Source organism: Rhodococcus marinonascens NBRC 14363, from assembly GCF_001894885.1.
Taxonomy (GTDB): Bacteria; Actinomycetota; Actinomycetes; order Mycobacteriales; family Mycobacteriaceae; genus Rhodococcus_F; species Rhodococcus_F marinonascens.
On the sequence record NZ_BCXB01000002.1, the window covers coordinates 57,069 to 83,594 of the forward strand.

A 26,526-nucleotide genomic window follows, 5' to 3' on the forward strand; every position below is an offset into this window, starting at 1 on the left:
GGAGCGAGATGCTCAGCAAGTACTACGTCCCCGCCAAATCATCCGCAGACGGGCATTTCACCACCGTGGTGACGCCCGAATCTGCCGGATGGAGCGAGTCGAGCCTGTGGACACTCGAACTCGCGCCGGGCGCGATCGCGGAGCTGGAGTCCGGCGGGAACGAGATCATCGTGCTTCCGCTGTCCGGTTCGGCGCTCGTCTCTTCGGGCGGCACCGAGTTTTCCCTGACGGGCCGCCTCTCCGTGTTCGACGGACCGAGCGACTTCGCCTACATAGGACGAGATTCCAGCTACGACGTCACGAGTGTCGGAGGCGGAAGGTTCGCACTCTGCGGAGCCCGTGCCGGCGCGAAGCTGCCCAACAGATACGGTCCGGCAGCCGATGTTCCGGTCGAACTCCGGGGCGCCGGTAGCTGCAGCCGTCAGGTCCACAACTTCGCGACCGCCGAAACCTTCACCGCCGATTCCATCATCGCCTGCGAGGTCATCACCCCCGGCGGAAACTGGTCGTCGTACCCGAGCCACAAACATGACGAGAACAGCGATATCGAGTCCGCACTCGAAGAAATCTACTATTTCGAGATCGGCCGAAGTCCCACCGGAACTGACGGATTCGGCTACCACCGGGTGTACGGAACCCAGGAGCGCCCCATCGAGGTACTCGAGGAGGTCCGATCCGGCGACGTAGTCCTCGTTCCACACGGCTACCACGGCCCGTCCATCGCGGCGCCTGGTCATCACATGTACTACCTGAACGTCATGGCCGGTCCGGGTGAGATCCGGGCATGGAACATCTGCGACGACCCGGCACACACCTGGCTCCGAGGTAGCTGGGATCACCAGGACATCGACCCCCGACTGCCACTGCGTTCCCACAACTGACTGCGGTCCCACAACTGACTGCGTTCCCACAACTGACCGGTCCCACAACTAACGGAGGTAGACGTGGCCCCCACCGACAACGCAATCGGCAATCGCACTCCGTGCGACGAACCGACCGTGCACCTCACCGTGTCTCAGGCCGTTATCCGATTCCTTGCGAATCAGTACACCGAACGAGACGGTCGGCGCACCAAACTGTTTGCCGGCTGTTTCGGAATCTTCGGCCACGGCAACGTCGCCGGCCTGGGGCAAGCCCTCCTGCAGGCCGAAATCCAGGACCTCGACGCCGGTCGTGAACCCACACTCCCCTACGTACTGGGCCGCAACGAGCAAGCCATGGTTCATTCCGCCGTCGCGCACGCCCGCATGAAGGACCGCCTGCAGACGTGGGCCGTCACCTCCAGTGTCGGCCCCGGCGCCACCAACATGATCACCGCCGCAGCACTGGCCACCATCAACCGGTTACCCGTACTCCTGCTTCCCGCAGACACCTTCGCCACACGTGCCAGCGCTCCGGTACTTCAGGAGTTGGAGTTGCCGTCGAGCGGCGACGTCACCGTCAACGATGCATTCAAGCCGGTATCACGGTACTTCGATCGCGTCTGGCGACCGGAGCAGTTACCAAGCGCTCTGCTGGGCGGTATGCGGGTGCTGACCGATCCCGTCGAGACCGGTGCGGTCACCATCGCCATTCCGCAGGACGTGCAGGCCGAGGCTTTCGACTGGCCTGAGTCAGTCTTCGCCGAGCGGATCTGGCACGTCGCACGCCCACTTCCCGAGCGATCGGTGATCGAGCGCGCTGCTGCGATCATTCGCTCCGCACGCAAGCCACTGATCGTCGCCGGTGGCGGTGTGATCTACAGTCAGGCCACCGAATCTCTGGCAGCATTCTGCACGCAGACCGGCATCCCCGCCGGGCAGAGTCAGGCCGGCAAGGGATCGCTGGTCCATGACCACCCACAGTCCGTGGGCGCCATCGGGTCCACCGGGACCACGGCGGCCAATGCCCTCGCCACCGATGCCGACGTCGTCATCGGTATAGGCACGCGGTACAGCGACTTCACCACCGCATCCCGGACGGCGTTCACCAATCCTGATGTCCGTTTCGTCAACATCAACGTCGCGTCCCTCGACTCCGTGAAACAGGGTGGCATGAGCGTGGTCGCCGATGCACGTGAGGCTCTCGACGCGCTGACACACGCTCTGAGGGGCTACAAGGTCGACGAAGACTACGCAGCCAGGATCGGCGAACTCGCGCGGGACTGGGATTCGACCGTCGAATCCGCCTACAGGCCGACCACCTCCGCGTCCGACGGATCACTCGATCAGAGTCAAGTGATCGGCTTGGTCAACACGCTCTCCGATCCCCGCGACGTTGTGGTGTGCGCTGCCGGGTCTATGCCCGGTGACCTCCACAAGCTGTGGCGCACAAGAGACCCCAAGGGCTACCACGTCGAGTACGGGTACTCCTGCATGGGCTACGAAGTCGCCGGTGGACTCGGTGTCCGGATCGCCTGCCCCGACCGCGACGTGTTCGTCATGGTCGGCGACGGTTCGTATCTGATGATGGCCACCGAACTCGCGACCGCCGTTCAGGAGCGCCTCAAGATCATCGTGATCCTCGTTGACAACCGCGGTTTCGCCTCCATCGGTTCGCTGTCCGAGTCGCTCGGTTCCCAGCGCTTCGGCACCCGGTACCGATACCGTTCGGACGACGGCCGCCTCGACGGCGGGGCTCTCCCCGTCGACCTCGCCGCCAACGCCGCGAGTCTCGGCGTCGCCGTCATCCGAGCGAATACCGCATCGGAGTTCGCCGACGCCGTCAAGGTGGCCAAGGCGAGCGAGACCAGCACCGTGATCCACGTCGAAACCGATCCGTTGATTGGCGGACCCGACAGTAAATCTTGGTGGGATGTACCGGTATCGGCCACCTCAGAACTCGATTCAACCAAGAAGGCGCGCGCCACCTACGAATCCTGGAAGAAGATCCAGCGGCCCTACCTGCGACCCGCCGAATAGCCGCCCTCAACACACTCTTCGGACGAATCCGACACGAGCACGATTCGCGACGGATCCAGCAGGCGGCGACTCCTGCAACTATCGACGGCCCCGGATCCTGGGACGGCCACGCTGCCCGCATGAGACAGCCCTGGACCACACCACCGGTCTCGGAGCACAATATCCAACAGCACAGAGCAGTGCGTACACCGAATTTCCCCACCCTACGGGTTCCATCCAGGTCCGTCCGGCTGGTCGGCGACGCATCTTCCACGGAAGGGCGGATGGGCATTGTGAAGAATCAGCGACTGGCCCTGTTGGCGGTATGCCTGGGCTTCTTCGTCATCTTGTTGGACTCGACCATTGTTGCAGTGGCGAACCCCTCGATCATGGCGAGCCTCGACACCGATGTCGGAAGCGTGGTGTGGGTGACCAGCGCCTATCTGCTGGCGTTCGCTGTGCCGTTGCTCGTCACGGGACGCTTGGGTGACCGATTCGGACCGAAGAACATCTACCTCATCGGTCTCGTGGTGTTCACCCTCGCATCATTGTGGGCCGGGCTCTCTGGCAGCATCGACATGCTCATTCTGGCGCGGGTGGTTCAGGGTTTCGGTGCCGCGATGATGGCTCCGCAGACGATGGCCGTCATCACCCGGATTTTTCCGCCTGACAAACGGGGCGTTGCGATGGGCTGGTGGGGGGCTGTTGCGGGCGTTGCGATGGCAACCGGCCCGGTTGCCGGTGGTGTATTGGAAGACGGCCTCGGATGGCAATGGATCTTTTTCGTCAACGTCCCTATCGGGATCACCACGATCGTTCTTGCCATCTTGTTCATCCCTACATTCGAGACGCATCTGCGCCGGTTTGACCTCTTGGGAGTGCTACTCAGCGCCGTAGGCATGTTCCTCTTCATCTTCGGACTGCAAGAGGGTCACACCTACGACTGGTCCGTCGGAGTGTGGCTGACAATTGCTGCAGGTCTGATCACGATGGGACTTTTCGTGCGGCACCAAGCCTCAACCAGCAACGATCCTGTTGTACCGCTTGGTCTGTTCCGGGACAGATACTTCACTGTGTCCAACATCGCCATCGCAGCGCTCGGATGGGCGATCACCTCGATGATGGTGCCGTTGATGTTCTACGCCCAGTTCGTCGGAGGACTGTCGCCTACGAGATCCGCTCTGCCGCTGCTGCCGTTGGGGATTCTGACCGCTGTTCTTGCGCTGATCGTCGGCAGGTATCTTGACCGTCTGCAACCACGCACCCTTGCCGGACCTGGCTTGTTATTGGTGGCGCTCGGGTTGGGTTGGCTCGCCCTGGCCATGAAGCCGGACGCGTCCGTTTGGGCGCTGACCATACCGATGGTGGTAGTGGGCATGGGTAACGGCTTGGCATGGCCGGCGATCGCGAGCAGCGCGACCAGAAACTTGCCGCAGCATCAGGCGGGTGCCGGGTCAGGGGTGTACAACACCACTCGGCAGGTCGGAGGGGTGATTGGTGTCGCGGGTATCGGCGCTTTGATGACGCTGCGGCTTACGGCGAATGGCGTCCCTGAGCGGGCCGTCTCCGAAGTGGGCGCAGTACCGCCGGACCTCAGGGAAGGGTTCGCCGTGGCGATGGCGCAGAGCATGCTGCTACCAGCGGCGGTTGCCCTCGTTGGGTTCGTCGCCGTGTTGCGCTATTCACGCCCGGTTGGCGTGAGTCATCAAGCGCCGGCAGTCGCCGAGCCGAACGAGGTCGAGGCATAATTCGCCAGGTCGCGGTGACCAGCAGCAATAACCCGCCGTACACCGCCTCGGCGTAGTCCGGCCCGAGACCATTGACCAGGCTCGATCCGTAGCGTCATCGCCACGGGCAGGGTATCGGTGACATCCTGTTGTTGAGGCGTCGAGTGCTTCGCTTCAACGGCGCCCGCGACAATCTGACACAAACACTGAAGTTTGGACGGTCATGACGATCAGCGATCAGACTCCCGACCTGGGAAAGCTCGGAGCGTTCGAGCTCGACGATGCCTTTTCACCAGAGATGGCCCGCGAATGTGAACAACTCGGCTACGGCACGCTCTGGCTCAGTGGCTCGCCGCCCTCGGACTTGAAATCCTCCGAAGCACTCCTCGACGCCACCGAACGAATAACAGTCGCTACCGGCATTACCAACATCTGCAACGCACCGGCGGCTGAAGTCGCCGAGTCGTTTCACAGACTCGAGGCTCGTTTTCCGGGAAGATTTTTGCTCGGTCTCGGCGTCGGTCATCCGGAGGACTTCGGTCAGAAATACTCTAGCCCCTTCGAAGCGATGACCCGGTATCTGAACGAACTCGACGCCGCCGGGGTTCCTGCTTCACGTCGCATGCTGGCAGCGCTCGGGCCGCGAATGCTCAAGCTTGCCGCACAACGATCCTGCGGTGCACATCCGGCCTTCAGCACTGCCCAGCACACCAGAGAAGCCCGCACCATCATCGGCCCAGATTCGATTCTGGCCCCCGAACACAAAGTTCTGTTGGACACCGACCCCGAGACCGCCCGACAACTCGGGCGCCAAGCGAGCGAAATGTATCTCCAGCTTCGCAACTACCGGACCAATCTGATACGCCTCGGCTTTTCCTCTGAGGAACTCGACCGCGGCGGCAGTGACCGGTTGATCGACGCTCTCGTCGTATACGGCAGTACCGACTCCATCGTCGCGCGTCTCGAAGAACACTTCACAGCCGGAGCAGATCACCTCACGATTCAGCCGGTATCAGCAGACCGAAACCCTATGCCGACGTTCCGGCTGGTCGCCAACGCCCTCGGCGTCAACGCACGTTCGTAGCCTCGGCGCGCTCGGCTCATTCACGCGGGTACTGATAAATTCTGCGTAACAGCAGCGCGCCGGTTCGGGACCCTCGACGACGGTCGCCTAACCTCCTATCGATGATGTGGCGTCGAAGGTATGCAGTGATCGTTGCCGGAGTAGTGCTCTTCGCTGTAGGGGGGGTCTCTGGAATTTCCGGCGCCCAGCCGGTGCCACCACCTCAGCCGCCGCCGCCCGCGCCCTTCGCCACTCCGAATACCGACAGCTGCCCCTTCGCCGTCGCTCCCGCGCCGGCAATCGACCTGTCGGAAGTCCCCGCACCGGGTGCTACCGTCCCCCCACCTGTTCCCGTTCCGGCGAGCCCGGTGGGCGGAGACCGGCTCGGCGGGTGTGGGCTCATCCTTCTGGAGGCCGCCCCGCCTCCGCCCGCGGACATCGTCGCATCAGGTTGGGTTCTTGCGGATGCGGAGTCGGGTGATGTGCTGGCGGCGAAAGATCCTCACGGCCGCTATCGCCCCGCCAGCACGGTCAAGATACTCCTGGCCCTCGTCGCTCTCGACGAACTCGATCTCGACGCTGTCGTCACCGCCACCGCAGAAGACGCCAACATCGAGGGCAGCGCAGCCGGAATCGGCAAGGGTGGCACGTACACCAACCATCAACTGATGCAGGGCCTGATCATGGCGTCGGGCAACGATGCGGCACATGCCTTGGCCCGCCAACTCGGTGGTGTACCGGTTGCCGTATCGAAGATGAACGCACTCGCCGCGGATCTCGGGGCACTTGATACGCGTGCCGCCACACCATCCGGTCTGGACGGACCCGGCATGAGCAGTTCGCCCTACGATCTTGCCGTGATTTTCCAGGCAGCACTGCAGAATTCGACATTCGCAAGCCTGATCCGCACGGAATCTGTTGACTTCCCAGGATTCCCGAAAGATCCGACAATTCCCGGCGACGAGGATCGTCCAGGATTCATGCTGGCCAACGACAATCGGTTGCTCTACAACTACGACGGCGCTCTCGGCGGGAAGACCGGCTTCACCGACGACGCGCGCCACACATACGTCGGTGCCGCCGCGCGTGACGGTCGAACTCTGCTGGTCACGCTGATGGGCGGTGAGGCAATGCCGCTTCGCCCATGGAACCAAGCCGCACGCCTCCTCGACTACGGGTTTGCCCTGCCCACAACGGCGTCGATCGGATCGTTGACCGAGCACACGATGGACGCCGTGACACCCAGCGTGACGCGAACTCCGTCACCGGCAGCACCGGGATCGGTGTCAGCGGTCGGCGCGAATCCCGACAACGACTCCACCGTCATGAAGCGCATCGCCGTGGGGGCGGTTGGCGGCGCGGTGGTTATCGGACTTGTGCTCGGTGCGATCGCGCTGACCCGGCGACGACCCCAGCGCGGGCAGCAACAACGCTAGCGCAGGCAGCAACAACGCTAGCGCGGGCGACGGCGCAACAACCCCGAGAAACCCAAACCCGCGAGTACACCCGTCACAACCAACGCTGCCGCACGTGAAGGCGACCGGTCGCTGACCACCACCCTCGGCGAGATGATCGCGGGATCGGGCGGCGGCACATGTGCCAGCTCGAGACTCCCTTTGGACGTGGCGGCCCAGGCCGTGCAAAACAACAGCATGCGCGATGTGGTGAACACGAACACCAGCAAACCGATGATTGGTCCGAATGCCACACCCGCGGGACCGCCGCTGACTATCGAAAGGTATGCCGCGCCAACTTGTTTGAAGATCTCAAACACCACCGCGGCTATCGCCGCCGCCTTCGCGGCGCTGCGCAACGTGACCGGCTCGCGTGGCAACCGGGCGATCACCCAGAGGAATACCGCCCAGGTCAACACCAACGACAAGAGAGTGGAGAGAATCCGCAGCACGACGCCGACCACTGCGCCGTCCTCGATGCCGAGCCACTTGACGACCTGAGGCGCAACCGATCCACTGCTCACCGCCGACATCCCGAGGGAGATGGTCAGCGCCACGCCCAGGCTCAGCAGCGCCCGGATATCACCGAGCTTGGTCCGAACGAATCCCTTGGACTCTCGCTGGTTCTCCCACATCGCCGTAAGTGCGTTACGGACGTTCGATATCCACCGCAGCCCAGCATATGAAGCAATGAGTAGGCCGATCAGGCCGACGCTTGCTCGCGAGTCGATGGCTGATTCGATCACGTTGTTGATCGTCTCGCCCAAGCTGCCGGGAATGCTGTTCGTGATCTGTTCCTGGATCGAGTCGAGCAACTCGGGCCGCCCCACCAAGACGAACCCGGCGACCGCAAAAGCGACCATGAGGATGGGGATCAACGAAAGGATACTGAAATATGTGATGCCCCCAGCGTGGGAGTCGCCCTGCTGCGCCTGAAATCGTTCACCCGCACGCACCAGATGATCGAACCACGGACGTGCGGCGCGTTGCTTCTCGAGAAAGCTCGGCTCGTCCGCGACTTCCCTTCTCGGCACCTCGGTGTCGGCCACTGGCGTCCCCTCTTCGCAATCCGAGCTCTTCGAAATCCGGGCTCTTCGAAATCCAGGCTCGCATGTCCGTCCCTACGGCTCGAACCCTCGGCAAACCGTCGAGGTCACCCTTTCGGGGTCAGGAATCCGACCTTCTCATACACGGTGGCTAGAGTGCGGGACGAGACTTCACGGGCACGGTGCGCGCCCGCAGCGATGATGCGGTCCAGTTCCGCCTCATCGGCGAGGTAGCCGTCGACCTCGGCCTTGAGCGGAGTGACGAACTCGGTCAGAACTTCGGCGGTATCGGACTTGAGGTCGCCGTACCCCTTACCCCCGTATCCCGCGACCAAGGTGTCGATCGAGACACCCGACAGTGCCGATTGGATGGTGAGCAGGTTGCTGACGCCCGGCTTGGCCTGCGGGTCGTAGCGGATCTCGCGCTCGTTGTCGGTGACGGCGGACTTGATCTTCTTGGCCGACACCTTCGGGTCGTCGAGCAGATTGATCAGGCCGGCCTGGCTGGCCGCCGACTTGCTCATCTTCGACGTGGGATCCTGCAGGTCGTAGATCTTGGCGGTTCCCTTGATGATCTGTGGCTCGGGAACGACGAACGCCTTTCCGTAGCGGGTGTTGAACCGGCTGGCCAGATCGCGGGCGAGCTCGAGGTGCTGACGCTGGTCCTCTCCGACAGGCACCCGCTGCGGGCGGTACAGGAGGATATCCGCCGCCATCAGAACCGGATACGTGAACAGTCCGACGCTTGCGTTCTCGCTACCCTGCTTGGCCGACTTGTCCTTGAACTGCGTCATTCGACTCGCTTCACCGAAACCGGTGATGCAGTTCAGAACCCACGCCAACTGCGCATGTTCGGGAACCTGACTCTGCACGAACAGAGTTGCACGGTCGGGATCGACACCGACCGCCAGTAGCTGCGCCACTGCCATCTTGGTGTGGCGACGAAGTTCCTTCGGATCCTGCGTCACCGTGATGGCGTGCAAGTCGGGAATGAAGTAGAAGGCGTCGAAGTCGTCCTGCAAGAGAACCCACTGCTGGAGTGCACCCAGGTAGTTACCCAGGTGGAAGGAGTCCGACGTCGGTTGGATTCCGGAAAGCACGCGAGGCAGTGTTGTGGGCTTCTGTTCTGCAGGGGTCGACATGGTTCCGATCTTGTCACGAGTCCAATTCAAGAGGATTGGTGCGGTGTCTTGGTCGCTACCGGTACGAGACAGTGACGGGCGCGTGATCGGACCAGCGCGCATCGTAGGACTCGGCACGTTCGACGACGGCCGCCTCGGCACGCTCAGCGAACCCACGGGTCGCAACCTGGTAGTCGATACGCCAGCCCGAATCGTTGTCGAACGCCTTACCCCGGTACGACCACCACGAGTACGGTCCCGCGACATCGGGATGCTGCGCCCGGAACACATCGACCCATGCCGAATCCTCCGCGAACAACACGTCCATCCATTCGCGTTCGTTGGGCAGGAATCCCGAAGATTTCTTGTTGGTCTTCCAGTTCTTCAAGTCCAACTGGGTGTGCGCGATGTTCCAGTCGCCGCCGACCACAACGTGCCGGTCCGCAGCGTCTGCCGCCGCCGCGGTGGTGGAGAGGTGGATGGCAAACGATTTAATGAACCGTTCCTTCTCCTCCTGCTTCGGAGTCATCGCCTCACCCGACGGCAGGTACAGGCTGGCGACGGTCAGATCGCTGAAATCGGCCTCGATGTAGCGACCCGCGGCCAGAAACTCCTCGTCACCGTGGCCCACGCGAACGGCGTCGGCCGGCGTGCGGGACAGAACCGCCACGCCGTTACGTCCCTTCGCCGCAGGCTCCGCGGACACCAGGTGCCATCCACCTTCCAGCGCTGGCGTGAGGGTCTCTGCCAACTGCTCGTCGGAAGCCCTCGTCTCCTGAAGGCAGACGATGTCCGCCTCGGTGCGTTCGATCCACCCGATGAGCCCCTTACGGGCGGCAGCGCGGATTCCGTTGACATTGACGGTGGTGATGATGCGGGGCACGGCAAGCACGGTAGCGGTGCGTGTGGTGGCGCGTCTACAGAGACGAACGGGCACTACGTCGTTCCATCGCGACCGCGGTCGCGATGACCAAGACGCCGGCAACCGCAAGCAGCGCGCCCACCGCCGCTGGGGCCGTGTAGCCGTAACCTGCGGCGATCACCACACCGCCGATCCAGGCGCCGAACGCGTTCGCGATGTTGAGCGCGGCGTGATTGAGGGACGCAGCGAGGGTCTGGGCGTCCTCGGCGACGTCCATCAGCCGCGTCTGCAGACCCGGGACCATCGACATTCCCGCCGCGCCCACGCAGAACACCAGCACGAGAGCGGTGTAGGGATTGTGGGACGCGAACACGAACACCCCGAGCGCCACCCCCAGCGCCGTCATCGCCGCGAACAGACCGGGCATCAGCGCCCTGTCGGCGAGCATGCCGCCGATCAGATTTCCCGCAATCATTCCGATCCCGAAGATCATCAGCGCCAGCGGCACAAACGACCGCGGCAATCCGGAGACATCGGTCAGAGTCGTGGAGATATACGTGTAGACGGCGAACATGCCGCCGAAGCCGACCATGCCGACGATCAGTGTCATCCACACCTGTGTGCGGCGCAGCGCTCCGAGTTCGGTGAGCGGATTTGTCACGCGCATGCCTGCGAGTGCCGGCACCCACGACCAGATCGCACCCATTGTGACCAGACCGATCGCTGCTGCGAGGGCGAAGGCACTGCGCCACCCGAGGTTCTGCCCCATCCACGAGGCCACGGGCACACCGACGACGTTGGCCACCGACAGTCCCATCATGACGAGCGCCACCGCCCTGGCCCGCTGACCGGGGTCGGCGAGGTGCGCGGCCACGAGCGCAGCGACACCGAAGTAGGCGCCGTGCGGAAGACCCGCGACGAACCGTGAGACCATCATCACCTCGTAGCTCGGTGCCAGGACGGTGGCTGCGTTGCCGATCGTGAAGGCCGCCATCAGTGCGATGAGCAGTGTCTTGCGAGGAACGCGCGCGGCCAGAGCCGCGATAAGCGGCGCACCGACGACCACCCCCAACGCGTACGCCGAAATGACGTGTCCGGCGGTCGGCTCGGTGACGCCGAGGCCCGACGCCATCTCGGGCAGCAGTCCCATCGCGACGAACTCGGTGGTACCGATCCCGAAACCACCGAGCGCGAGCGCAATCATCGCGAGCGTACGGGCGGGCGGGCGTCGCGCCACAAGGACGGGCCCGGAAAGGACAGCGTTGGAGGTGCTCATTGAAAACTTTCGACTCGAAGCAAATCGCGACTACGCGCCGAGTAGAGCGCCTCGTCATGCAACACCCCGGACTCGAATTCTCTTCCCGACCGTCCTCTTGGTCGCGGCATCGAACGTGGAGAGACCATCTGCCTGCAAGACCGACCGATCTTCCTGATTCGAGACGGCGGGTGACACGCGAAACGGGACGCCGCGCCAGGGGCGAACGTCCCGTTTCGCTTGACTACCGGAGCAAGCGCAGTGCGGCCTACTGCTCGGCGATGGCCTTCTGCAGGTTGATGTCCAGGGCGCCGAGGAACTCCTCGGTGGTCAGATAACCCTGGTCACCCCCGACCAGCATCGCGAGATCCTTGGTCATCTGACCACCCTCGACGGTCTTGATGACCACGTCTTCGAGCTTCTGAGCGAAGCCGATGACCTCGGGGGTGTTGTCCAGCTTGCCGCGGTGTTCGAGTCCACGGGTCCACGCGAAGATCGACGCGATGGGGTTGGTGGACGTCGGCTTGCCCTGCTGGTGCTGACGGAAGTGACGGGTCACGGTGCCGTGTGCGGCCTCGGCCTCACAGGTGTGTCCGTCCGGGGTCAGCAGCACGGAGGTCATCAGACCGAGCGATCCGAACCCTTGAGCCACGGTGTCGGACTGCACGTCACCGTCGTAGTTCTTGCATGCCCAGACGTAGCCGCCCTCCCACTTGAGCGCCGATGCGACCATGTCGTCGATGAGTCGGTGCTCGTAGGTGAGCCCTGCCGCGTCGAACTCCGGCTTGAACTCGGTCTCGTAGACATGCTGGAAGATGTCCTTGAACGCGCCGTCGTACGCCTTGAGGATGGTGTTCTTCGTCGACAGGTACACCGGGTAGTTCTGCTGCAGGCCGTAGTTGAGCGAGGCGCGCGCGAACTCCTCGATGGACTGGGTGAAGTTGTACTGGCCCTGGACGACGCCGCCGCGCTCGGGGAAGTTCACCAACTCGTGCTCGATCGGCTCGCTGCCGTCCTCGGGCGTGTAGGTGATCATCACCTTGCCAGGGCCGGGAACCTTGAAGTCGGTGGCGCGGTACTGATCGCCGAAGGCGTGGCGGCCGATGATGATCGGCTTCGTCCAGCCCGGAACCAGTCGCGGGACGTTGGAGATGATGATCGGGGCACGGAAAATCGTGCCACCGAGGATGTTGCGGATGGTGCCGTTGGGAGACCGCCACATCTTCTTGAGGCCGAACTCCTCGACGCGGGCCTCGTCCGGGGTGATAGTCGCGCACTTGACGCCGACGCCGTGCTTCTTGATGGCGTTGGCCGCGTCGATGGTCACCTGGTCGTCGGTCTCGTCCCGGTACTCGATTCCGAGGTCGTAGTATTCGAGATTCACATCCAGATAGGGATGGATCAGTTTGTCTTTGATGAACTGCCAAATTATGCGTGTCATCTCATCGCCGTCGAGTTCGACGACGGTGCCCTCAACCTTGATTTTGGACATGGGTGCTTCGCGTCCTCCTAGGAAGTTTCCCTGGTCACACGGTTGCGGGCACACTTTGTGAGTGGGTCCGCGAACGGTTCGCTTATCAAACGTAGACGGTCGGAGCGATCACTGAGGGACCGCGCCCAAACATGACAAGCGTACTGCTATGTGCGGGGACCACAACAAGTGGGCTGTGACTCAGCTCTACTCACGAGTAACTTTTCCCTGATCAAAGACCCCGACCGGTGCCGCTTCTCACTATTACGCCCCGACACGCTAAGATTGCCGCAAGGTCATGAGTGCCAGCGAAAAGCCCCGGCTAGCTGGCCGGCAACCCTCCTCCGCGGTGGGGTGCCCCGGGTGATGACCGGGTTTCCTGATTCAGACAGACAGTCGGGAAACAAGCGCAGGTCCGACATCGGGGGTTCATGATGTGTTGTTGTTGTCGTCGTTGATGAACCAGCCAAGCCCTGTGCGAGAAGGAACCAGCCCTTCGTCTCGCCTCGTCAAAACACTGGAGTGAACAGCACATGACCGAGAACTGGTCGTTCGAGACCAAGCAGATCCACGCCGGACAAACATCCGACGCCACCACCAAGGCGCGGGCGCTCCCGATCTACCAGACCACCTCGTACACCTTCGACAGCACCGACCACGCCGCCGCACTATTCGGCCTGGCCGAACCCGGCAACATCTACACCCGCATCATGAACCCCACACAGGATGCCGTCGAGCAACGCATCGTGGCCCTTGAAGGTGGCGTCGCCGCCCTGCTAACCGCATCGGGACAGGCCGCGGAAACCATTGCCATCCTCAATCTCGCCGAGGCCGGCGACCACATCGTGTCGAGCCCGTATCTCTACGGCGGCACGTACAACCTCTTCAACTACACGCTGCCCAAACTCGGCATCGAGGTCTCGTTCGTCGAGAACCCCGACGACCTCGAACAGTGGCGCGGGGCCATCCGCCCGAACACCAAGGCGTTCTACGGTGAAACGATCGCCAACCCGAAGAACCACATCCTCGACATTTCCGCAATCTCGAAGGTGGGCCACGACAACGGGATCCCGCTGATCGTCGACAACACGGTGGCCACCCCCTACCTGATCCGCCCCCTCGAGCACGGCGCGGACATCATCGTGCACTCGGCCACCAAGTACCTCGGCGGGCACGGCACGGCGGTCGCCGGTGTCATCGTCGACGGCGGCACTTTCGACTGGACCCAGGGTCGCCACACCGGCTTCACCACCCCGGACCCGAGCTACCACGGCGTCGTCTTTGCCGACCTCGGTGCACCGGCCTACGCGCTCAAGGCCCGCGTGCAGTTGCTGCGCGATCTCGGCTCCGCCATCTCCCCTTTCAACGCGTTTCTCATCGCTCAGGGCATCGAGACGCTGAGCCTGCGAATGGAACGTCACGTTGCGAACGCGACCGCAGTCGCGGAATACCTCGAGGCGCGCACCGAGGTGTCGTCCGTGGCCTACGCGGGCCTGCCGTCGTCGCAGTGGCACGAACGCGCACAGCAGCTCGCCCCACGGGGCGCCGGCGCCGTCGTCACCTTCGAACTCACCGGGGGCATCGAAGCGGGCAAGCGGTTCGTCAACGCCCTCACCCTGCACAGTCACGTCGCGAACATCGGCGACGTTCGCTCGCTGGTGATCCACCCGGCGTCCACCACACACGCCCAACTGACCCCGGAGGAGCAGATCGCCAGCGGTGTCACCCCCGGACTGGTCCGATTGGCTGTCGGCATCGAAGGGATCGACGACATCATCGCCGACCTGGAGACCGGACTTACGGCGGCGGCACCTTGACCGCGAGTGCACTGCAGAGCCTGCCCCTGGCAGACGGACGTCTGGGCAAGATCGACATCGGCCCCTTGGAACTCGAGAGCGGTGCCGTGCTTCCGTGGGTGTCCCTCGCCGTACAGCGGTGGGGTGAGCTCTCTCCCACCCGGGACAACGTAGTGCTGATCGAGCACGCCCTCACCGGGGACTCCCATGTGACCGGTCCCGCCTCGGACGAACACCCCTCCCCCGGCTGGTGGAACGGCATGGTGGGGCCGGGAGCGCCGATCGACACGAACGAATGGTGCGTAGTCGCCACCAACGTTCTAGGTGGCTGCCGCGGCACCACCGGGCCGGGCTCGCTCGCCGAAGACGGTCGGCCGTGGGGCAGCCGTTTCCCCGAGATCTCCATCCGGGACCAGGTCGCCGCGGAGAAGGCACTGGCCGACTTTCTCGGCATCGACAAGCTTGCCTCCGTCGTTGGCGGTTCCATGGGCGGAATGCGCGCCCTCGAATGGGCGGTCACCCATCCGGACCAGATCGCGTCGGCGCTCGTCCTCGCCGTCGGCTCGCGCGCGACAGCCGATCAGATCGGGACGCAGACCACGCAGGTCGCGGCCATCACCAGCGATCTCGACTGGCAGGGCGGTGACTACCACGGCACCGGCCGGGTGCCCCGCGCCGGACTGGGGATCGCCCGCCGGATTGCGCACCTCACGTACCGCACCGAGAGCGAACTCGATTCCAGGTTCGCGAATTCACCTCAGGAGGGTGAAGATCCGCGGCACGGCGGGCGGTACTCCGTCGAGAGCTATCTCCAGCACCAGGCGGACAAGTTGGTCGGCAGGTTCGACCCGGGCACGTATGTGCTTCTCACCGAGGCGATGAACCGGCACGATGTGGGCCGTGGACGCGGTGGAGTCGCGGCGGCGCTCGCTACCGTCACGGCACCAGTGATCGTGGGCGGCGTCGACTCCGACCGCCTGTACCCGATCCGCCTACAGGAGGATCTCGCCGACGACCTCGCGACCTGCGACGGGCTCCGCCTGCTCGAGTCCCGGGACGGTCACGACGGATTCCTCACCGAGGCCGAGGCTGTGGCGAAACTACTCGCCGAGACGATGGATCTCGCCCAATCCGGGCGCTGACACCCGAACGTTGCGAGACCCACTCGGACCGCTAGCCGGTTCCGAGTGGGTCGATCGACACGGCCAGCCAGACGATTGCGCCACCGACCGCCACAAGCGCGCTCACGTCGAAAGGCTTGCTGCGCACCGCAAGCAGTCCGACGCGCTCGGACGGCATCAGTAATCGGAAAACCGCTGCCAACAGCGTGGCCGTGCCGAACACGAACGCTCCTCGTCGCCACCGGTCGGCCAGTACGAACACCACCGCCACGGCGATCACGACGAGGACTACGAGCATCGGCAGGTTCCTTTTCGCGAACTTCCCCCAGTCGGCCATCTCAGCCGAGAGACGCTGCGACACGCTCGGCCCGTTCCACGACGTTGGTCAGCAGGAAGGCGCGGGTAAGGGGCCCGACACCCCCTGGGTTCGGCGACAGGAAACCGGCGACCTCGGCGACGTCCGCCGCAACGTCGCCGCGCAATCCGTCCTCGGTGCGGCTCACGCCCACATCGAGCACCGCCGCACCGGGCTTGACCATGCCGGCCGTCACAAGTCCGGGGACTCCGGCGGCCGCGATCACGATATCCGCACGCCGAACTTCCTCGGCGAGATCCCGAGTTCCGGTGTGGCAGAGCGTAACCGTGGCGTTCTCACTGCGCCGCGTGAACAGAAGGCCTATCGGCCGACCGACCGTGACGCCACGGCCGATGACGACCACGTGCGCGCCCGCGATCGGCACCTCGTAGCGACGCAGCAGGTGCAGGATCCCGCGGGGCGTGCACGGCAGCGGAGCCTCCTTGCCGAGTACCAACCTACCGAGATTGACCGGGTGCAGACCGTCCGCGTCCTTGTCGGGGTCGATACGCTCGAGGGCGGCGTTCTCGTCGAGCTGCTTCGGCACGGGCAACTGTACGATGTAGCCGGTGCACTTGGGGTTGGCATTGAGTTCGTCGATGGTGGAATCGAGTTTCTCCTGCGTGATGTCGCCGGGCAGATCGCGGCGGATCGAGGTGATCCCGACTTTGGTGCAGTCGTTGTGCTTGCCGCGCACGTAGGCGGCCGAACCTGGGTCGTCGCCCACTAGAACTGTGCCGAGACCCGGGATGATGCCCTTGTCCCTCAGTGCGCTCACCCGCACCTTCAGGTCGTCGAAAATCTCGTCGCGGGTCGCCTTGCCATCGAGGATCGTTGCAGTCACGTGCCCCATTCTCTCAGGTACGCCATGCACGCGTCAGTTCGGTTCCACCACGAGTCCGTTGGCCGCCGCGTAGGCGATGGCCTGGGTCAATTCAATCCGGGCCTTGTCCAGCGACGCGGTCGTCCAGAGGTTCGCGTCGACGTGTGCTCCGCGCAGGTCCGCGCCGTCAAGTTTGGCGCCGCCCGCGCGGGCGCCGAACAGATCCGCAGAGCGCAGCACCGCCCCGCTCAGGTCGGTGCGGACGAGATTGACCTCGCGGAACCGGCAGTCGGCGAGGTCCAGCCCGCGCAGGTCGGCACCTCCGAGCGACGCGAGCGTGAAATCGCACTCGTCGAAGGTCGCGGGGCGCAGCCGGCAGTTATCGAATTCCGAACCGAGGAAGCTGCAGTGTCGGAACACGCTGTGCCACAGCGCTGTTCTGGCGAACATACACGATCGGAACGCAGTTCCAATGTGACGCGACCCGCCGAGGTCGGCGCCCGTGAAATCACACTCGGTGAAGATCACCGACTCGGTACGGAGCTCACTCAGGTCGGCATCGCGGAAGTTGCACTTCGTGTAATGCCGCCGCTGCCAACTCTGCGAGGGCAGGCGTGCGTCGCCGTAGTCCTCACCCACTACATCTTCTATGGGGTTCATACATCCATTGTCCGCCTCGAAACTCACTCGCCATCGAGCGCGGACAGAACACCCGTTTCGCCTGCCGCCGCTCCAGTCCCCGAGAGGTGCAGTGCGGCGATTGCGGGGCCGCTCGATGTGGCCACGAACCTGGCACATCTCGACGCTCGGATCACCGATCTGGTCAGGGTCGGGGACCCGTCGATGCCCTCGTTCCCCGAGGGCCTCACCGGGGTCTCCGAGAGGCATGTCGAGAGTGAAGTGCATGCCGAGAGTGAAGTGCATCACAGTGCATCACAATTGCATCACAACTGTTTCCCATGGTGTTAGTGTCCTGCGCTAGCCCCGCTCTTTGGCTAGACAACGCCTGCACGGCATTTCGTGCGGTCAACTGAGACGAAAGAAGGCCATGAAGAAGTCAGTTCGCACCGCCGCAATCGCATTAGCCGTCTCCCCGATCCTCGGACTGGTCATCGCGGCACCGGCCAGCGCAGCAATCACGAACATCGCCGATCCCATCCCTGCTGAGGACCTGCTCGTGGGCAGCATGGAATTCGGCGAACTGGTCTTTGGCGCCGTGAACGGCGGCGTGGACTTCGGCAGCCTGGGCACCGGCTCCGACGGCTCTGACGACGGCTCTGACGCCGGCTCCGGCTCGAGCACGGGCAGCGTGAGTTCCGAAGACTGAACTTTCGGCAGCTGATCTGAACGAGCGAAGGCCCCGCCAACCGGCGGGGCCTTCGCTGTACTTCCGGTAGATGTGAGTGTCACCCGTCGACCGAGATCAGACTTCGAGTTCGGTGTTCAGGGCGTCGGAGAGTTGGGCATCGTGCTCGGATGCCTGACTGAGCACCGCGCTGGCCAGCCCGGAGAGCGAGCGCACCCCGTGCCGCATGGTGTGCAGTGCGTTGATCAGCGAGACCCCGTCGTTGCAGATTCCGGCCCAGTGTCGGTCGGTCTCCCCGCGGATCGAGTCGGGGTCCTCGTCCAACTCCGCCGCGATGTCCGGTCGGCAGACCTGGCACGGCTGGCGGTCCTCGACCGCGAACTCATCAGACCTCATGTCCACGATGCTCGGCAGGATCTTATCCTTGACCACGGCGCAGTCGACGCGGTGTGCGACGCAGGAGACCCCGACACGGTGAGCGACGAACAGGTTGCTCTGGGTGCGGTAGATGCTCAACTCGGTCCAGCGCAGCGAACCCTGCCGCTCACTGGTGATATGCCCGAGCTGGGTACCGGTGAACGCCACGACACGGACGCCGTCGCGGACCTTGATCCGGCACATGGGCCCGGGGACCGCATCCGGGCCCAGCGCGTCTACCCCCGCGTCCTCGCCCCGCACCAAGTGCAGAGTTGCGGGCGGCGGTGTTCCGGGAATCTTGGTCATTCAGCGCTCCTCGAATGTTCCCCGCGAATTCGGGGGTGATCTCCCAACCCAGTGTCGTGCTGTGGAAATCGTAGAGCGTTCCTCCACACAAACGGGCGTGATCCCACACTCTCGATCTGCAGCGGCGTCTCCGGCGCACTCACCCCCCGCGAGAAGCTCGTTCGGCTGGATTGGACGCGACCGTTCGTCAAGAGTGCAGCCGTGCTCCGCAAGGTACTGTCCCGTTGTGTTCCGAGTGATGTTCCACGAACCCCGAATCCCGCCAAATACCGGAAACGCCATCCGTATGGTGGCGGGCACCGGCTGCGAACTGCACCTGGTGGGCCCACTCGGATTCGACCTGTCCGAGCCGAAACTCAAACGAGCCGGACTCGACTACCACGACCTGGCGTCGGTGACGGTCCACGAGAACCTGGAAGCGGCCTGGACGGCGGTCGGTCCCGCGCGGGTGTTCGCGTTCACCGCCCACGCCACCGTGTCGTACGCCGACATCGCCTACGAACCCGGCGATGTGCTGCTCTTCGGGCCGGAACCCACTGGCCTGTCCGAGGATGTGCTGGCCGATCCCCACGTGACGCAGCGACTCCGCATTCCCATGCTTCCCTGTCGGCGCTCGCTGAACCTGTCCAATGCTGCCGCTCTGGTGACGTACGAGGCATGGCGCCAACACGGATTCAGCGGGGCTGCGCAATAATCTCGGCTGCCGCCGTACCGAGGGCGATGTCGAGGAAGTCGCGTGCCGCGCCGCGCACCCCACGCACCGGATCCCAGACAGCGGACAGCCGTCGCGGAAGCGTCAGCCCCTCCACCTGGACCGAGGCGAGCCGGCCGTCCGTCAGATCAGCGGCCACCGCCAGCGAAGACAGCACCGCGGGAGCGTTGCCCACCACCACCGCAGCCTTCACCGCCGTACAGGACGTCAACTCCAGCAACGGTGGGACGCAGTGCTGCACAGCATTCTCGAGCGTTGTGCGCGTCCCGGAACCCGATTCCCGCTGGATCATCGGCGTCGCAGCCAGTTCTGACAGAGGAATCGGTGACCGGCGGACCCATTCGTGCTCCGGCGGGACGACCACGACCAGGTGGTCTCGGCCGATCTCGCACGCCTGCAGTCCCGTCGGAATGTCCGGGCCCTCGACGAAACCGAGATCCGCTTCACCGGACAACACGCGGGCGATCACCTCGGATGAATTGAGCAGGCGCACATTCGTCACCACGTTCGGGTACTTGTTCCGCATGGCGACCGTCCAACCGGGGACGAGGTACTCGGCGATCGTCATACTGGCGGCCACCGTCAGCCCGGCCTGCCGCTCGCCGCGCAATGCCGCGACTCCCGATGCCAACTCCTCTGCCGTCACGAGGACATGGCTCGCCCATTCGAGGATGAGGGCGCCTTCCGACGTGGGCCGCACGCCACTGGTGCCCCGGTTGAACACTTTGATGCCGAACTGGCGCTCGGCCGAGCGCACTCGCGCACTGACCGCCTGCTGACTGAGCCCGTGCTCTCGCCCGGCCGCACCCATGCTTCCGAGCCGCTCGACGGAGAGCAGGACGTCGAGGGCACTGAGTTCGGGTACTCGGGGAGAGAGCGGCACACCGCAAGGCTAGTCCCACAAACGCGGGGTGTGGGCACTCAACCATAAGCCTTCTACCGGACGCGACGATCCCTCGACAAGCTCTTGGTATGACCCCTAATTGGTACGCAACAGTGATGGGTACGGGCATCATCGCAGTGGTCGCCGCAGCGTTGCCCGCCGAAGTCTTCATGGCCAGGATCGCGTCGGAGATCTTCTGGCTGATCGCCGTGGCACTGCTGATCGGGCTGACGACCGCGCTGGCGCGTCATTGGACCCGGCGCCGGGAAGACGCACTCGAGGACGCGCGCAGCCATGCAATGTTCCCGTTCTATGGCGCAGTGTCGATGGCGGTGCTGACCGTCGGCGCAGGCGCAGGCTCGGCGGGTCGCGCACTTCTCGGCGGTGTCGCCGTCGCCGCCTCGGCAGCCCTGTGGACCATAGGCACGATCATCGGACTCGTCACCTACTTCGTCATGGTGCGTCGGATGACGCGCCCGCACCAGGTGGCTCCCGTGCCGTCGTGGCTCCTGCCCGTCGTGCCGCCCATGGTCTCGGCCGCCGGCGGCGCCGCGCTCGTCCGGCAACTTCCCGAAGGCGGGCCCCAAGTCGCGATGCTGATGGTCTGCTACACGCTGTTCGCGCTGGCCTTGACCGCCGCGCTGGCCGTCGCCGTCGTCGTCGGCGGTCATCTGGTCAGCAACGGGCTTCCCGCTGCACCGCTCCTCCCCACCATCTGGATCCCGCTCGGAGTGATCGGACAGTCCGTGGCGGCGATCAACCTGCTCGGCGCGGCATCCGGGCAGGCCTGGCTGCACACGGTGGGAGTGGTCTACGGGACCGCAATCGGTACGCTCGGCGTGATCGCTCTCGTGGCCGTCGTCACCGTGACCGCCAGGGCGTTTTTCCGAGGACTGAGCTTCGCCCCCAGCTGGTGGAGCTTCACGTTTCCGGTCGGCACATGCGCGCTGGGGGCGAACTCACTGGGAGTTGCCCTGGGTTCGGCCATGATCGTGCGGGCGGGAGTGATTCTGTGGTGCGCGCTGCTCCTGATCTGGGGCACGGTGACGTTCCACACGCTGAGACACAGCGCCGGGCGGGTGACGAACGCGTTCTCCTGGGCGGTCCTGCGGTTCACGCGCACGGCACGGTTCGCTGACGGAGTGTGAGGGCGAGACCTCTCAGACCCCGGTCTCGACGGGACGCCCGGACTGCGACCACGCGGACGTCCCGCCGGCGACCGACACGGCATTGATCCCCCGCGCATTCAAGTACTGCGCGGCTTGCAGACTTCGTCCACCCACAGCACAGATCACATAAACGACGTCGGCGTCCGGAATTTCGCCGACCCGCGCGACGAATTCGCTGAGCGGAATCAGCGTGACACCCGGCACTCTCACCTCCGCGTACTCGTCAGCCTCGCGCACGTCGATGACAAGGGCCCCCGACGCCAGTGCACCGTCCCGGGCATTCAGGTCGACTTCGGTCATTGTGTCTCCGCCTCATCTCGTTCCGGCGCCTGGCTCGACGTCGGGCCGGGCGCCCTCTTGGACTTCCGGCGGAGACGGTACGCGCCGTAGACCAGCAAAGCGATGGCTATCGCGAAGCCGAACCAGGGAATCAGCGCTCCCACGACGACGGTGCCACCCTTTATCGCGGACAACAGAGCGTGCCAACCCGCGACGACACCTTCCCAGAAGTTGTCGGGACCGCGACCGGGCCGCTCGGCGTCCGTCGTGGTGACATCGATCCAGAGTGTGGCCAGTGCAACCTGTTCACTCAATGACCGCTGCTGGGCGGTGAGGCTGTCCAGTTCGCCCTGACGATCCGACAGTGCCTTTTCGGCCTCGATCAAATCCGCTGTGCTCGTTGCCGACGCGATGAGCCCCTGGAGTCGGGAGACGGATGCGGTGAGCGCGCCGATCCGGGCGTCGAGGTCCTGCGACTGCATCGTGACGTCACTCTTGGTGACACTGATGCTCGTGACCTCGCCTAGTTCCCGAAGATCGTCCAACGCCCGGTCGAGCGCATCTGCGGGCACCCGGATGGTCAGGGAGCTGCTCGCGTCCTGATCGTCGGAGCCGGGTTGTTCGGTGATCTGGTCAACCCGACCACCCAGGGAGTCGACCTTGTCGACGATCTGCCGGCCGACGGCCACTGGGTCATCCGCGGTGATCGCGACCTGGCCGGTCACCGTCTCCTGACGCCCGGTAGACGCCTGATCTTTCGCGGACGGCCGCAGTGCCCCACCGATCTCCACCGAACTCGAGTCCCCCGGAACGGGCGCCGGAGCCTCTTGGAGGGAGTCGCTGCTGGGACCACCGCACCCTGCGAGGGCCAGTGCAGCAACCGCGATCATCGACAGAACGTGTCTCCTCATGTCCGAATGCTAACGGTGCGAGTTCACCGGAAGTCCCGGGATTTGGCAGATACTCGCAAATCCATCAACTGCAGTCGATCCGCCACCACCGTCACCGCGCCCTCTGCGTTCTGCACCTTGCCGCGAACCAGCAGTGCGGGCGCCGCTCCGGCGAGTTTGCGGTACCGGGCCCACAGACCCACCGAGCACACCACGTTGACCATCCCGGTCTCGTCCTCGAGGTTGATGAATGTGACACCGGCCGCCGTTGCCGGACGCTGCCGGTGCGTCACCGCCCCACCCACCAGCACCCGGTCGCCATCGGGAACCTGTAACAATCCTGCTGCCGGAACCACTCCGAGCGCATCGAGTTGCGGACGCAGGAACTCGGTGGGATAGGTGTCCGGGGAGACTCCGGTGGCCCACACGTCCGCCGCAGCCAGTTCGAGATCGCTCATCCCCGGCAGAGCCGGCGCGCGGGTGGACGCCCCGATACCCGGCAACCGGCCGCGGCGCTCCCCCGCCGCGGCACCCGCCGCCCACAGCGCCTCCCGCCGCGAGACCCCGAAACTACCGAGAGCCCCTGCAGTAGCCAGCGATTCTGCTTGTGTCGTAGACAGTTCCACCCTTCCGGTAAGGTCGGGGAACGATGTGAACGGCCCCCCTTCGCCACGGGATTCGACGATCTGTTCGGCCAGCGAGGTACCGATGTGCCGCACCTCCCCCAGTCCGAGACGTACCTCCGCTCCGTTGGCCTCTACTGTGGCGTGCGCGAGACTGGCATTGATGTCGGCGCCGTGGACCCGCACCCCGTGCCTGCGGGCATCGGCCACCAGCGACTGCGGCGAGTAGAACCCCATCGGTTGCGCCCGCAGCAATCCGGCGCAGAACGCCGCCGGATGGTGCAGCTTGAACCACGAGGAATAAAACACCAGCGCCGCGAAGCTCTGCGAATGACTTTCGGGGAAACCGAAATTCGCAAAGGCGTACAGCTTCTCGTAGATCCGATCAGCCACTTCCTCACCGATCCCGTGCAGATCGCGCATGCCCTGATAAAGCCGTCCCTTCAGCTGTTCCATCTTCTCGGGTGAACGCTTGGACCCCATGGCGCGGCGGAGTCGGTCGGCCTCGGCGGGACTGAAACCCGCGACGTCGACCGCCATCTGCATCAACTGTTCCTGGAACAGCGGCACCCCCAGCGTTCGCTTCAGCGCCTTCTCCAGCGACGGATGGTCGTAGGTCACCGGTTCGAGCTTGTTACGACGGCGGATGTACGGGTGCACCGAACCACCCTGGATCGGACCGGGTCGGATGAGTGCCACCTCCACCACCAAGTCGTAGAAGTTTCGTGGTTTCAATCTCGGCAGGGTGGCCATCTGCGCCCGCGACTCCACCTGGAACACCCCGACTGAATCCGCCCGCTGCAGCATCTCGTAGACGGCCTCCTCTGACAGGTCCAACTGCGCCAGATCCACCGCGATCCCCTTGTGCTCGGCCACCAGGTCGATCATGTAATGCAGGGCCGAGAGCATGCCAAGGCCCAGCATGTCGAACTTCACCAGACCCACTGCCGCGCAATCATCCTTGTCCCACTGCAGGACACTCCGATTCTCCATGCGTGCCCACTCCACCGGGCACACGTCGGCGATGGGCCGGTCGCAGATCACCATGCCCCCGGAGTGGATGCCGAGGTGCCGCGGATACCCCTCGATCTGGGACGCCAGTTCGAGGACGGCAGGCGGGATGTCGGTGCCGACCACCTTCCCGACTGTGGCATCCCCCGTCACTGCGCTCGCCCCGTCGACACCCCCCGTCGCTGCGCTCGCCCCGTTGCCCCAGCGGCTGACCTGCTTGCTCCACGCATCCTGCTGCCCCTGTGAAAACCCCAGCGCCCGGGCCATGTCCCGCACCGACGACTTTCCGCGGTACGTGATGACGTTCGCGACCTGCGCCGCGTACCGACGTCCGTACTTGGCGTAGACGTGCTGGATGGCCTCTTCCCGGCGATCCGATTCGATGTCGATATCGATGTCCGGTGGACCGTCGCGTTCGGGTGAAAGGAAGCGTTCGAACAGCAGTTTGTTGCGCACGGGATCCACGTTGGTGATGCCGATGGCATAGCAGACGGCGGAGTTTGCGGCCGAACCTCTTCCCTGACAGAGGATGTCGTTGTTCTTGCAGAACGACACGATGTCATGGACCACGAGGAAATAGCCGGGGAAATCGAGCTCGGTGATGATGTTCAACTCGTGCTCGAGCTGCCGGTAAGCTTCCGACCGGACCTCCGGTGCACCGTACCGGCGGCGGGCCCCGTCCATCGTGAGCTGACGCAGCCAACTGGCCTCGGTATGCCCGCCAGGAACGTCGAACGGCGGTAGCTGCGGTGCGATGAGCCTCAGGTCGAACGCACACTCCAGCCCGATTTCCGCCGCACCGCTGACGGCTTCCGGGTATGCCGCGAAGAGATGCGCCATCTCCTCACCTGACCGCAGGTGCGCTCCACCGGCCGGCGGCAGATGCCCGGCTGCGTCGTCGAGGCTCTGGCGCGCGCGAACGGCGGCCATCGCCATGGCCAGCCTCCGTCGCGAAGGTCCGGCGAAATGTGCCGCAGTGGAGGCTATGGTCCGAAGTCCATGCTGGTGCGCGAGTTCGGCGAGGCAGGCGTTGCGCTCGGCGTCCTCCGGGATGCCGTGATGCGTAAGTTCCACCGTGACCTGATCGGCCCCGAACCGGTCGATCAACTCCCGCAACCGACCGGCCGCGGCTTCCGGACCACCCTCGGCCAGCGCCTGACGCACATGCCCCTTTCTGCAACCGGTCAGGATCTGCCAGTGCCCTCCCGCCGCCTCGGCGAGCAGGTCGACGTCGTAACGAAGTTTGCCCTTCTCCCCACCCGCGAGATGCGCAGCCGCGATCTCCCGGGAAAGTCGTCGATACCCTTCCTGCCCTCGGGCCAACACCAGCAGGTGCGCATCGTCCAAGGTCAGTTCGGAACCGAACACAGTGCGCATGCCCAGTTCCTTCGCCGCCTCCGCAAACCGGACCACACCGTAGAACCCGTCGTGGTCGGTGAGCGCAACAGCCTCGAGGCCGAGCCGGACAGCCTCCTCCACCAACTCCTCCGGCAGAGAAGCGCCGTCGAGGAAACTGAACGCCGAATGTGCATGCAGTTCGGCGTACGGCACGGTGGACCGGACGCGCTCCTGATCGCCCGCCCGATACTCCCCGCGCTTGCGTGACCACGCGGGGCTGTCGCCGCCGTCACCCGGATGCAGCGACTCCGGACTGACACGCCCCGGCCTGCCCGAGAGGACCCGCTCCATCTCGGACCACGTCGGCGGACCGTTTCCCCATCCCATCTGGCTGCACCTCTTCATGCGAGCACATTGCGTGCCGGGACCACTGGAGATGCCGCTGGGGAAGGCGCATCATTCGAATGTCAGTTCGATTGTTTCAGTTTGCCATCCCGCCCAGGGGTCGGTCAATGCCGGCTACGAGTGCGCACTTCTGCAGCCCTTACCCCACACTTTCGCTGCAGATCTGCGCACTCGGGCAACTACCGCACCAGAGGCCGGCGCTACAGTCGGCAAT

Annotated in this window: 23 protein-coding genes and 1 riboswitch; of the genes, 10 read left to right on the forward strand and 13 right to left on the reverse strand. The window is 64.5% G+C overall.

Annotation, left to right across the window (positions count from 1 at the left end; genetic code table 11):
• Window positions 1-8 precede the first annotated feature (8 nt).
• The 5 genes from iolB (at window position 9) to RM2_RS02485 (ending at window position 7,105) form a co-directional block, all read left to right on the forward strand.
• A complete protein-coding gene (gene iolB, locus RM2_RS02465) occupies window positions 9-881 on the forward strand; it encodes a 5-deoxy-glucuronate isomerase (protein WP_072687267.1) in 873 nt (290 codons plus the stop codon).
• A gap of 63 nt (window positions 882-944) precedes the next feature.
• A complete protein-coding gene (gene iolD, locus RM2_RS02470; RefSeq protein ID WP_072687268.1) occupies window positions 945-2,900 on the forward strand; it encodes a 3D-(3,5/4)-trihydroxycyclohexane-1,2-dione acylhydrolase (decyclizing) in 1,956 nt (651 codons plus the stop codon).
• A gap of 263 nt (window positions 2,901-3,163) precedes the next feature.
• Window positions 3,164-4,627, forward strand: coding sequence for a DHA2 family efflux MFS transporter permease subunit (locus RM2_RS02475; protein ID WP_072687269.1), 1,464 nt, complete (start codon window positions 3,164-3,166; stop codon window positions 4,625-4,627).
• 202 nt (window positions 4,628-4,829) lie between these two features.
• Window positions 4,830-5,690 carry an LLM class F420-dependent oxidoreductase gene (locus tag RM2_RS02480; protein WP_072687270.1) on the forward strand — a complete coding sequence of 287 codons (861 nt, stop codon included), beginning with the start codon at window positions 4,830-4,832 and terminating at the stop codon, window positions 5,688-5,690.
• Between the two features lie 101 nt (window positions 5,691-5,791).
• Window positions 5,792-7,105: a D-alanyl-D-alanine carboxypeptidase family protein gene (locus RM2_RS02485; protein WP_072687271.1), complete on the forward strand. Its 1,314-nt coding sequence runs from the start codon at window positions 5,792-5,794 to the stop codon at window positions 7,103-7,105.
• A gap of 17 nt (window positions 7,106-7,122) precedes the next feature.
• On the opposite strand, the gene yhjD is transcribed toward RM2_RS02485, so the two are convergent.
• From yhjD to RM2_RS02510, 5 genes are all read right to left on the reverse strand, one after another.
• Complete coding sequence (yhjD, locus tag RM2_RS02490) at window positions 7,123-8,172, reverse strand: inner membrane protein YhjD (RefSeq protein ID WP_072687272.1); 1,050 nt, start codon at window positions 8,170-8,172, stop codon at window positions 7,123-7,125.
• 104 nt (window positions 8,173-8,276) lie between these two features.
• Window positions 8,277-9,311 (reverse strand): tryptophan--tRNA ligase, encoded by a 1,035-nt coding sequence (gene trpS, locus RM2_RS02495; RefSeq protein ID WP_072687463.1) that lies wholly within the window; start codon window positions 9,309-9,311, stop codon window positions 8,277-8,279.
• A 55-nt stretch (window positions 9,312-9,366) separates the two neighbouring features.
• On the reverse strand, window positions 9,367-10,173 hold the full coding sequence (locus RM2_RS02500; protein WP_072687464.1) for an exodeoxyribonuclease III: 807 nt from the start codon (window positions 10,171-10,173) through the stop codon (window positions 9,367-9,369).
• Between the two features lie 34 nt (window positions 10,174-10,207).
• Window positions 10,208-11,428 carry an MFS transporter gene (locus RM2_RS02505; protein WP_084721610.1) on the reverse strand — a complete coding sequence of 407 codons (1,221 nt, stop codon included), beginning with the start codon at window positions 11,426-11,428 and terminating at the stop codon, window positions 10,208-10,210.
• Window positions 11,429-11,675: 247 nt separating this feature from the next.
• A complete protein-coding gene (locus tag RM2_RS02510; protein ID WP_072687273.1) occupies window positions 11,676-12,899 on the reverse strand; it encodes an NADP-dependent isocitrate dehydrogenase in 1,224 nt (407 codons plus the stop codon).
• A gap of 273 nt (window positions 12,900-13,172) precedes the next feature.
• Window positions 13,173-13,294, forward strand: a riboswitch (SAM riboswitch).
• Between the two features lie 57 nt (window positions 13,295-13,351).
• On the opposite strand from RM2_RS02510, the gene RM2_RS02515 reads away from it, so the two are divergent.
• Complete coding sequence (locus RM2_RS02515) at window positions 13,352-14,695, forward strand: bifunctional o-acetylhomoserine/o-acetylserine sulfhydrylase (RefSeq protein WP_281250395.1); 1,344 nt, start codon at window positions 13,352-13,354, stop codon at window positions 14,693-14,695.
• A complete protein-coding gene (gene metX / locus RM2_RS02520; protein WP_072687275.1) occupies window positions 14,692-15,816 on the forward strand; it encodes a homoserine O-acetyltransferase MetX in 1,125 nt (374 codons plus the stop codon). The genes RM2_RS02515 and metX overlap by 4 nt, the downstream gene beginning before the upstream one ends.
• Window positions 15,817-15,847: 31 nt before the next feature.
• On the opposite strand, the gene RM2_RS02525 is transcribed toward metX, so the two are convergent.
• The 3 genes from RM2_RS02525 to RM2_RS02535 are packed head-to-tail and all read right to left on the reverse strand — an operon-like array spanning window position 15,848 to window position 17,633.
• Window positions 15,848-16,132, reverse strand: coding sequence for a DUF3017 domain-containing protein (locus RM2_RS02525; RefSeq protein ID WP_072687276.1), 285 nt, complete (start codon window positions 16,130-16,132; stop codon window positions 15,848-15,850).
• Window position 16,133: 1 nt separating this feature from the next.
• Entirely contained in the window at window positions 16,134-16,994 is an 861-nt protein-coding gene (locus tag RM2_RS02530) for a bifunctional methylenetetrahydrofolate dehydrogenase/methenyltetrahydrofolate cyclohydrolase (protein ID WP_174553814.1), read from the reverse strand.
• A 33-nt stretch (window positions 16,995-17,027) separates the two neighbouring features.
• On the reverse strand, window positions 17,028-17,633 hold the full coding sequence (locus RM2_RS02535) for a pentapeptide repeat-containing protein (RefSeq protein ID WP_072687278.1): 606 nt from the start codon (window positions 17,631-17,633) through the stop codon (window positions 17,028-17,030).
• 388 nt (window positions 17,634-18,021) lie between these two features.
• Here RM2_RS02535 and RM2_RS02545 point away from each other — a divergent pair, with 388 nt between their 5' ends.
• Window positions 18,022-18,300, forward strand: a complete 279-nt coding sequence (locus RM2_RS02545; protein ID WP_072687280.1) for a hypothetical protein — start codon at window positions 18,022-18,024, stop codon at window positions 18,298-18,300.
• A gap of 96 nt (window positions 18,301-18,396) precedes the next feature.
• On the opposite strand, the gene RM2_RS02550 is transcribed toward RM2_RS02545, so the two are convergent.
• Entirely contained in the window at window positions 18,397-19,002 is a 606-nt protein-coding gene (locus RM2_RS02550; protein ID WP_072687281.1) for a hypothetical protein, read from the reverse strand.
• Between the two features lie 226 nt (window positions 19,003-19,228).
• Between RM2_RS02550 and RM2_RS02555 the strand changes: the two genes are divergently transcribed.
• Window positions 19,229-19,696 (forward strand): tRNA (cytidine(34)-2'-O)-methyltransferase, encoded by a 468-nt coding sequence (locus tag RM2_RS02555; protein WP_072687282.1) that lies wholly within the window; start codon window positions 19,229-19,231, stop codon window positions 19,694-19,696.
• Here the strand turns inward: RM2_RS02555 and RM2_RS02560 are convergent.
• Window positions 19,677-20,597: a LysR family transcriptional regulator gene (locus RM2_RS02560; RefSeq protein WP_072687283.1), complete on the reverse strand. Its 921-nt coding sequence runs from the start codon at window positions 20,595-20,597 to the stop codon at window positions 19,677-19,679. The genes RM2_RS02555 and RM2_RS02560 overlap by 20 nt on opposite strands.
• Window positions 20,598-20,686: 89 nt before the next feature.
• Here RM2_RS02560 and RM2_RS02565 point away from each other — a divergent pair, with 89 nt between their 5' ends.
• Window positions 20,687-21,745: a TDT family transporter gene (locus RM2_RS02565; RefSeq protein WP_245813707.1), complete on the forward strand. Its 1,059-nt coding sequence runs from the start codon at window positions 20,687-20,689 to the stop codon at window positions 21,743-21,745.
• Window positions 21,746-21,757: 12 nt separating this feature from the next.
• Here RM2_RS02565 and RM2_RS02570 read toward each other — a convergent pair whose 3' ends face one another.
• From RM2_RS02570 to RM2_RS02580, 3 genes are read right to left on the reverse strand one after another with little or no spacing between them, the layout of a single operon-like run.
• On the reverse strand, window positions 21,758-22,066 hold the full coding sequence (locus RM2_RS02570) for a rhodanese-like domain-containing protein (protein WP_072687284.1): 309 nt from the start codon (window positions 22,064-22,066) through the stop codon (window positions 21,758-21,760).
• On the reverse strand, window positions 22,063-22,956 hold the full coding sequence (locus RM2_RS02575) for a DUF4349 domain-containing protein (RefSeq protein ID WP_072687285.1): 894 nt from the start codon (window positions 22,954-22,956) through the stop codon (window positions 22,063-22,065). The genes RM2_RS02570 and RM2_RS02575 overlap by 4 nt, the downstream gene beginning before the upstream one ends.
• Before the next feature lie 23 nt (window positions 22,957-22,979).
• Window positions 22,980-26,294: an error-prone DNA polymerase gene (locus RM2_RS02580; protein ID WP_072687286.1), complete on the reverse strand. Its 3,315-nt coding sequence runs from the start codon at window positions 26,292-26,294 to the stop codon at window positions 22,980-22,982.
• Window positions 26,295-26,526 lie beyond the last annotated feature (232 nt).

Coding starts and splice junctions, on each gene's coding strand:
- iolB (WP_072687267.1), top strand. CDS start 9: ATGCTCAGCAAGTACTACGTCCCCGCCAAATCATCCGCAGACGGGCAT.
- RM2_RS02475 (WP_072687269.1), top strand. CDS start 3,164: ATGGGCATTGTGAAGAATCAGCGACTGGCCCTGTTGGCGGTATGCCTG.
- RM2_RS02480 (WP_072687270.1), top strand. CDS start 4,830: ATGACGATCAGCGATCAGACTCCCGACCTGGGAAAGCTCGGAGCGTTC.
- RM2_RS02485 (WP_072687271.1), top strand. CDS start 5,792: ATGATGTGGCGTCGAAGGTATGCAGTGATCGTTGCCGGAGTAGTGCTC.
- trpS (WP_072687463.1), bottom strand. CDS start 9,311: ATGTCGACCCCTGCAGAACAGAAGCCCACAACACTGCCTCGCGTGCTT.
- RM2_RS02505 (WP_084721610.1), bottom strand. CDS start 11,428: ATGAGCACCTCCAACGCTGTCCTTTCCGGGCCCGTCCTTGTGGCGCGA.
- RM2_RS02510 (WP_072687273.1), bottom strand. CDS start 12,899: ATGTCCAAAATCAAGGTTGAGGGCACCGTCGTCGAACTCGACGGCGAT.
- RM2_RS02525 (WP_072687276.1), bottom strand. CDS start 16,132: ATGGCCGACTGGGGGAAGTTCGCGAAAAGGAACCTGCCGATGCTCGTA.
- RM2_RS02535 (WP_072687278.1), bottom strand. CDS start 17,633: ATGAACCCCATAGAAGATGTAGTGGGTGAGGACTACGGCGACGCACGC.
- RM2_RS02545 (WP_072687280.1), top strand. CDS start 18,022: ATGAAGAAGTCAGTTCGCACCGCCGCAATCGCATTAGCCGTCTCCCCG.
- RM2_RS02550 (WP_072687281.1), bottom strand. CDS start 19,002: ATGACCAAGATTCCCGGAACACCGCCGCCCGCAACTCTGCACTTGGTG.
- RM2_RS02565 (WP_245813707.1), top strand. CDS start 20,687: ATGACCCCTAATTGGTACGCAACAGTGATGGGTACGGGCATCATCGCA.
- RM2_RS02570 (WP_072687284.1), bottom strand. CDS start 22,066: ATGACCGAAGTCGACCTGAATGCCCGGGACGGTGCACTGGCGTCGGGG.
- RM2_RS02575 (WP_072687285.1), bottom strand. CDS start 22,956: ATGAGGAGACACGTTCTGTCGATGATCGCGGTTGCTGCACTGGCCCTC.
- RM2_RS02580 (WP_072687286.1), bottom strand. CDS start 26,294: ATGGGATGGGGAAACGGTCCGCCGACGTGGTCCGAGATGGAGCGGGTC.